This window comes from Anaplasma marginale str. Florida (genome assembly GCF_000215485.1).
In the GTDB taxonomy this organism is placed as follows: Bacteria; Pseudomonadota; Alphaproteobacteria; order Rickettsiales; family Anaplasmataceae; genus Anaplasma; species Anaplasma marginale.
Genome location: NZ_AFMS01000142.1, coordinates 23433 through 30654, shown reverse-complemented (window position 1 = coordinate 30654; position 7222 = coordinate 23433). Strand labels below are relative to the sequence as shown.

Annotated in this window: 8 protein-coding genes and 1 tRNA gene; all 9 read left to right on the top strand. The window is 49.0% G+C overall.

Features of this window, described 5'->3' with window-relative positions:
• The first annotated feature begins 12 nt into the window (after nucleotides 1-12).
• The 9 genes from GAC_RS04050 (at nucleotide 13) to GAC_RS06205 (ending at nucleotide 7219) form a co-directional block, all read left to right on the top strand.
• Nucleotides 13-86, top strand: a tRNA-Trp gene (locus tag GAC_RS04050).
• Nucleotides 87-109: 23 nt separating this feature from the next.
• Nucleotides 110-310, top strand: coding sequence for a preprotein translocase subunit SecE (gene secE / locus GAC_RS04045; RefSeq protein ID WP_010263087.1), 201 nt, complete (start codon nucleotides 110-112; stop codon nucleotides 308-310).
• Nucleotides 300-860, top strand: a complete 561-nt coding sequence (gene nusG / locus GAC_RS04040; RefSeq protein WP_010263091.1) for a transcription termination/antitermination protein NusG — start codon at nucleotides 300-302, stop codon at nucleotides 858-860. The genes secE and nusG overlap by 11 nt, the downstream gene beginning before the upstream one ends.
• Nucleotides 861-863: 3 nt before the next feature.
• Nucleotides 864-1307, top strand: a complete 444-nt coding sequence (rplK, locus tag GAC_RS04035; RefSeq protein WP_010263093.1) for a 50S ribosomal protein L11 — start codon at nucleotides 864-866, stop codon at nucleotides 1305-1307.
• 18 nt (nucleotides 1308-1325) lie between these two features.
• A complete protein-coding gene (gene rplA / locus GAC_RS04030; RefSeq protein WP_010263096.1) occupies nucleotides 1326-1979 on the top strand; it encodes a 50S ribosomal protein L1 in 654 nt (217 codons plus the stop codon).
• A 35-nt stretch (nucleotides 1980-2014) separates the two neighbouring features.
• Nucleotides 2015-2506: a 50S ribosomal protein L10 gene (rplJ, locus tag GAC_RS04025; RefSeq protein WP_010263097.1), complete on the top strand. Its 492-nt coding sequence runs from the start codon at nucleotides 2015-2017 to the stop codon at nucleotides 2504-2506.
• Between the two features lie 124 nt (nucleotides 2507-2630).
• Nucleotides 2631-3035 carry a 50S ribosomal protein L7/L12 gene (rplL, locus tag GAC_RS04020; RefSeq protein ID WP_010263100.1) on the top strand — a complete coding sequence of 135 codons (405 nt, stop codon included), beginning with the start codon at nucleotides 2631-2633 and terminating at the stop codon, nucleotides 3033-3035.
• 36 nt (nucleotides 3036-3071) lie between these two features.
• Complete coding sequence (rpoB, locus tag GAC_RS04015) at nucleotides 3072-6926, top strand: DNA-directed RNA polymerase subunit beta (RefSeq protein WP_407059593.1); 3855 nt, start codon at nucleotides 3072-3074, stop codon at nucleotides 6924-6926.
• On the top strand, nucleotides 6905-7219 hold the full coding sequence (locus tag GAC_RS06205) for a DNA-directed RNA polymerase subunit beta (RefSeq protein ID WP_407059592.1): 315 nt from the start codon (nucleotides 6905-6907) through the stop codon (nucleotides 7217-7219). Before rpoB ends, GAC_RS06205 begins: the two co-directional genes overlap by 22 nt.
• Nucleotides 7220-7222: the final 3 nt, after the last annotated feature.

The window sequence follows — 7222 nt, the reverse complement described above, 5'->3', positions numbered from 1 at the left end:
CGATGTATAGCTGGGAGCGTAGCTCAACGGTAGAGCATCAGTCTCCAAAACTGAGGATATGGGTTCGATTCCTGTCGCTCCTGCCATAGATTGATGAGTGTTTTTGGCCATGATAGGAAGCTTTGCTAGGTTTTTGTGTGATGTAAAGCAGGAAGCGCTGCAGGTCTCCTGGGCTTCCAGAAAGGAGGTGTCTGTGTTCCTGCTCATAGTTTTGCTGACTGTGGTTGTTTCGTCCATTCTGTTTAGTTGCGTGGATTTTGTATTCTTGAGGCTTGTTAAAATAGCGCTAGGGGTTGTTTATGCAGCATGATGATAGTGGGCACGAGTGGTACATAGTTCAGGTATCTTCTGGTAGCGAGGAGAAGGTTGCCCAGATGATTCTTGAGCGGTCTCAACAGCTGGGTATGTCTGGCGTTTTTAGCGAGGTTTTTATCCCGTATGAGGAAGTTACCAAGGTCAAGTACAACAAAAAGGTTGCGATGCGCAGGAAGCTGTCCCCAGGGTACGTGTTTTTGTACATGAGGCTTAGCGATGATGCCATAAATTTTGTGCGCAGGGTTCCCAAGGTGTCTAATTTTCTCCTAGATGATGCCGGGCTGCCCAAGGTTATACCGGCATCCGAGATGGAGACAATGCGCAGCAGCATGTGTAGGGCTGTTTCCAGCGAAGCCGCTTCTGAGGTCTGCAGTTTTGAAGTGGGTGATGAGGTGGTAATAAATGATGGGCTGTTCCAGGACTTCAACGGCAGAGTGGAGTACGTCAATGAGGACAAAAAGGTTGCAGGGGTAAGCGTGATGATATTTGGTAGGCTCACCAAGATTGAGTTCAAATTGAGCAGCATACAAAAGGTGGAGGGGTAGTTTATGAGTAGCGCTGCGTTGCTTTCACGGATAAATTTAGTAATTGAGGCAGGGAAGGCCATGCCAGGCCCCAAGGTCGCTTCTGTGCTTGGTCCGCGCGGTATTCCTATGCCAAAGTTTTGCAAGGAGTTTAATGATGCCACGAGTGCGCAGGGCGTCCCTTACGAGACGGGGGACCTAGTTACTGCCAGGATAAGCGTCTATGCCGATAATAGCTACAGTTTTTCTGTGAGCGATTCACCCGTGTCATTTTTGTTGAAGAAGGCTGCTGGGGTTACCAAGGGGTCCTCCAGCCCCGGCAAGGAAAGTTGTACGAGCATAAAGATGTCTGAGGTTGTTAAAATCGCTGAGCGGAAGATGGCTGATATGAACGCGGATAGCGTGGAATGTGCCGTTAAGATGGTGGTTGGAACCGCGAAGTCTATGGGCATGACTGTTGAGGAATGATTTTGGAGGGTTTTATCTATGTCTGGTGATGGTAGTTGTTCCTACAGTGCCGAGGAGGGGATTCGCGAGCTTTTGCAATCAGCTAAAGCAAAGTTTCGGGAGTCTGTCGATGTTGCCATCAAGTTGAGTGTTGCTGATTCTAAATCTGGTGAGTCAATCCGCGGAGCGGTGGTTCTGCCGAAGGGCCTGGGTCGAGAAGTTCGAGTAGCGGTTTTTGCTAAGGGTGAGCATGCCAAACAAGCCTCAAGTGCAGGAGCAGATGTTGTGGGGGATGAAGAGCTTATTGAAGAGATAAAGAAAGGGCGCCGGTTGGATGTTGATTGGTGTATTGCCACCCCCGATTTCATGCCGCAGATTTCTGCAATTGCGAAGATTCTTGGTCCGAGGGGCTTGATGCCTAATCCCAAGTTTGGTACTGTAACACTTGAACTCGCGAAGATGGTTGGCATCATAAAATCTGGTCAGGTGAAGTTCAAGTCTGATCGGTACGGCATTGTTCACGTGAAGATTGGGGATATAGGCTTTACTCCTGAGGATTTGCTTGAAAACTTTAATGCCGTGGTTGCTGCTGTGCAGGGTTTGAGGCCGACCACGATTAAGGGGTCTTACGTTAGGGGTGTGTTTGTGAATTCCACTATGGGCAGATCTTTCAGAATAGCTGGTATCGGGTAGGCCGGTTTCGTATGTGAGTTAGGTTGAGGTTTAGGGTGAAGCGCGTCAATAAGGAAAAGCATCTGGGTAAAATAGAGGGTGTATTTACGCAGTTTGGGAGCCTTGTGCTCGCAAATTTCCGCTCCATGACTGCTGGAGATTTTGCCACTCTTAGGAAGGAGCTTAAGGCCGGGGGATGCGGGATTACTGTTGTGAAGAATAGTATCGCCCGGATCGCATTGACGCGGGTTGGAAGAGCAGATGGGTTAGAGGACAAATTTCGTGAGGCCGTGTTTATAGCCTACTCCGAGGACATAGTGGCTTTGTCTAAAATTGTGAACAAGTTTGTCAAGGCAGCAGCCGGCAAGGTCACTTTCGTGTGCGCATATGATGGCGGACAGGTGCTGCCTGCCGATAGGGTGGTGTTTTTTGCTAGCCTACCATCATTACAGGAGTTGCAGGCGAGGATAATGGGTCTTATAGGCTACGGGGTTCCCGTCAGGTTGGCTAATTGCCTCAGAGCCGTTGGTGGGGGCATGGCGTCATGAGGGTTATGTCGTGGTACTTGGCTTTGTCACGTCGTTAGGTGCGTGTCATACCAGCTCCGTTGGGTGGGGAGAACGCTTCCCCTTCTATAGGCTGTTTGGGGTGTAGTTTTGTAGGGGTTTTGTTATGAGTAATGTTGATTTAGATTCCTTGGCCGAGCAGATTTGCGGTCTTGACTTGTGTAGCGCTGCTGCTTTGGTGGAGAAGCTAGAAGACAAGCTTGGGTTTCCCAAGGGCGGGTTGCTTACTGCCATGCCTGCTGCTGGTAGTGCAGCTCAAGGTGCAGAAGATTCCGGTGGGGCTGAGCAGACAGAGTTCGTCGTGATGTTTGACGGGTATGCGCCGGATAAGAAAATTTCTGTTATAAAAGCTGTGAGAGAGTGCACCACTTTGGGCCTGAAGGAAGCTAAGGACTTTGTCGAACAAGAAGGTTCAAGAGAGCTGGTTGAGGGCAAGAAGTACAAGAAAGCCGAAGCTGAAGAGGTAAAGAAGAAGCTTGAAGATGCTGGAGCGACAGTAAGCATAAAGTAGTCTTGGGTTTTTGTTGGTGGTTTTTTGAGGGAATTAATGTCTTCTGCGGGTGGTTCTTCTGGTCCCGGGTATGTGCTGAATGATTTCGACGCTGTTCCTAGGCTCTCTTACGCGAAATCCATAGACATTCGCGATTCTTTGACGGATCTCATAAGGATACAAAGGGATTCTTATGACGCGTTTATAGGTATAGATAGGGATGGGAGCAGCGGCATACAGAGCATTTTCGAGGCCATGTTTCCCATACGCGATCTTCTGGGTAGAGCAGTGCTCGAGTTTGTGGGCTACAACATAGGCGAGCCGCAGTATGATGAATACGAGTGCATTAAGCGCGGAATTACTTTTTCCGTTCCCATACGAATTACCCTGCGCTTTGTTGTATGGAAAGTGCAGGAGGTGTCCTTCAAGGAAGTCAAGTACGTGGTTGATGAGGATACCTCAGAACGTAGCGTGAAATATATGAAAGAGCAGGAAGTTTCCATTGGTGATTTGCCGATGATGACTTCATATGGAACTTTCATAATCAACGGAATAGAGCGGGTAATAGTTTCCCAGATGCACCGTTCTCCCGGGGTCTTTTTCGACAGCGATAAGGGTAAGACTTATAGCTCGGGTAAGCTCATTTACTCCGCGCGCGTTATACCATACAGGGGCTCCTGGCTCGATTTTGAATTTGACATCAAAGACATAATTTATTTCCGCATAGACAAGAAGAGAAAGCTCCCCGTATCTTACTTGCTAAAAGCCTTGGGGATGTCAAATAACGACATCCTTGACGCGTTTTACGACAAGGTGATTTACACGAGGTGCGACAAGGGGTGGAGGGTGCCCTTCATTGTTGACCGATTCAAAGGTGTGCGCCTTTCCTATGATCTCATGGATGTCGACGGCAGCGTGCTTGTGAAGGCCAATACCAGAATTACCTTGAGAATTGCAAAAAAGCTGTACGCTGATGGGCTTAGGGAATACATGGTGCCGTTCTCTGGCATTACCGGGATGTTCGTTGCAGCCGATCTTGTAGATCCGAGTAGTGGTGCGGTCATCGTGTCTGCGGGTGAGACCATAACGTCTGAGCATATAGTGAAGCTAGAGCTGTTTGATATCAGCGAGATTGCGTTTTTGAATATCGACTTCCTCACAGTTGGTCCGTACGTGTTGAACACACTGTTCCTGGACAAGAATATGACGCAGGAAGATGCGCTGTTCGAGATTTACAGAGTGCTTCGTTCTGGTGAGTCCCCTAACCTTGATGCAGTGAAGTCCTTTTTCAAGGGGCTGTTCTTCGAGTCAGAAAGGTACGATCTGTCAGTTGTTGGTAGAATAAAGCTGAACAGCCATCTAGGCCTGGATGTTGACGAGAACACGACTGTGCTCACCAAAGAGGACATAGTGCAAGTAGTGAAAAAGCTGGTCTTGCTGCGTGACGGCGAGGGTGTTGTTGATGACATAGACCACCTTGGAAACAGAAGGGTCAGGTCTGTTGGGGAATTCATTGAGAATCAATTCAGGATAGGGATTTTGCGGTTGGAGCGCATGATTATGGACTATATGTCCTCGGTGAACTTTGACAATGCGATGCCCTGTGATTTCGTCAATCCTAAGGTGCTGGCTACAGTACTTAAGGACTTTTTCAGCTCATCGCAGCTGTCTCAATTTATGGATCAGACGAATCCCCTGTCCGAAGTTACGCATAAACGCAGGCTGTCTGCTCTAGGGCCGGGTGGCTTAACCAGAGAAAGGGCGGGATTTGAGGTTCGTGACGTGCATCCCACGCACTACGGGAGGATATGTCCGATAGAAACTCCTGAAGGTCAGAATATTGGCCTTATAAGCAGCCTTGCCATATATGCCAAGATTAACAAGTACGGGTTTATCGAGAGCCCGTACCGCAAGGTTGAAAATAGGGTGGTGACGGATAAAGTAGAGTACCTGTTGGCGATGCAGGAGGGCGACTATTACATCGCTGATGCCGGGGCAGCCATAGATGAGAACAATCGTTTTGTGGATGATATGCTCTACTGTAGGCACGGTGGCAACTTTGTGATGGTGAAAAGCGAAGATGTTGACTACGTCGACGTTTCCCCAAAGCAGATAGTGTCTGTAGCGGCCTCTCTCATACCGTTTTTGGAGAACAATGACGCAAACCGTGCCCTGATGGGCTCCAACATGCAGCGCCAGGCCGTACCCTTATTGAAGTCAGAGGCCCCACTGGTTGGAACCGGGATGGAATTTGTAGTCGCTGCCGGGTCCGGTGCGGTGGTGTTGGCGAAGCGTGACGGCATCGTTCACCGCGTTGATGGGTCCTACATAGTAATCCGCGCTTTTGATGCCAACAAGGATGAGTGTTTGGGTGTTGATATTTATAGACTCAGGAAGTTTCAGCGCTCTAATCACAATACATGCATTAACCAACGACCCGTGGTTAAACTTGGAGATTATGTGAAGGCCAATGACGTGATCGCGGATGGTTCGGCGATTGACAGGGGAGAGTTGGCGCTTGGGAAGAATGTACTTGTGGCCTTTATGTCTTGGCAAGGTTACAACTTTGAAGATTCCATAGTAATTTCGAGCGACGTAGTTAAACGGGATGTGTTTACCTCCATACACATAGAGGAGTTCGAGTGCGTTGTAAGGGATACCCCCTTAGGTCCCGAGAAGATAATGCGGTCTGTGCCTGATGTAAATGAGGAAAGTCTGAGTCACTTAGACGATGTTGGAATCGTGAACATAGGTGCCGAGGTATCTGCAAGTAGTATCCTGGTGGGCAAGGTTACGCCTAGGCCCCCGGTGTCTCTTCCTCCTGAGACTAAGCTGCTTGTCACCATATTTGGTGAAAAGGTCTTCGACTGTGTTGACTCTTCGCTCTATCTGCCGCCGGACGTTGAGGGAACTGTCATAGACGTTCATGTGTTTGTAAGGCGGGGGGTAGAGGAGAACGATAGGTCGCTGCTAATCAAGCAGAGCGAAATAAGTAGCTTTGTGAAGGAGCGGGACTATGAGATCGACGTCGTGAGCGAATACTTCCATGACGAACTCAGGAAACTGCTCCGCAATGCGGGGGTGAAAGTCAAGGGGTACAGCGACCTCGATAGTTTTTTTGCTGAGGCGTCTGACGATACACTCTGGAGTACTGGGCTTGCTGATGCAAAAGTGGCTGCTAAAGTCAAAGATATGAGGGAGAGGTTTGACTCCATCGTTGGCGAGGCACATCGCAAATTTGAGCAGAAAGTAGATAAGCTGAACTACGGCTACGATCTGCCTCAGGGCGTGTTGACAATAGTCAAGGTTTTTGTGGCGGTTAAGCACAATTTACAGCCTGGGGATAAGATGGCCGGTAGGCACGGGAATAAGGGGGTGATATCAAGAATCGTTCCCGCGGAAGATATGCCTCACTTGGAAGACGGAACCCCAGTGGATATCATACTCAACTCTCTAGGTGTGCCCTCCCGTATGAATATCGGACAAATTCTGGAAACCCATCTGGGTTGGGCCGCTGTGAATCTGGGCAAGAAGATAGGCAGGATACTCGATAAGGGCGGGCCGTCTATGATCGCTGACCTTAGAGATTTTCTAGATAAGATCTACGATGGGCAGAAGCTCAAGAGCGACATAGCGTCTATGTCATCTGAGGCGTTGCTAGTGTTTGCCAATAGGCTGCGGAAGGGTGTGCCTATGGCTGCCCCAGTGTTCGAGGGCCCGAAGGACGCGCAAATTTCCAAGTTGTTGGAACTAGCTGAGGTTGATCCGTCTGGGCAGGTATATCTTTACGACGGGCGCTTGGGTAAGAAATTTGATCGGAAAATAACCGTGGGGTACATATATATGTTGAAGTTGCACCACCTGGTTGATGACAAAATCATGCTAGATCTGTGGGCCCATACGGTTTGGTGACCCAGCAACCTCTGGGTGGTAAATCCCATTTTGGAGGGCAGAGGTTTGGTGAGATGGAATGCTGGGCGCTGCAGGCTTATGGTGCAGCGTATACCTTGCAGGAGATGCTTACGGTGAAATCCGATGATATTGTAGGTCGGGTCAAGATTTATGAGTCCATAATAAAGGGTGATAGCAACTTTGAGTGTGGTATTCCGGAATCATTCAACGTTATGGTCAAGGAGCTGCGCTCCCTGTGTCTCAATGTTGTACTGAAGCAGGACAAGGAGTTTACTAGTGGCGAAGTGGAGTAGGGA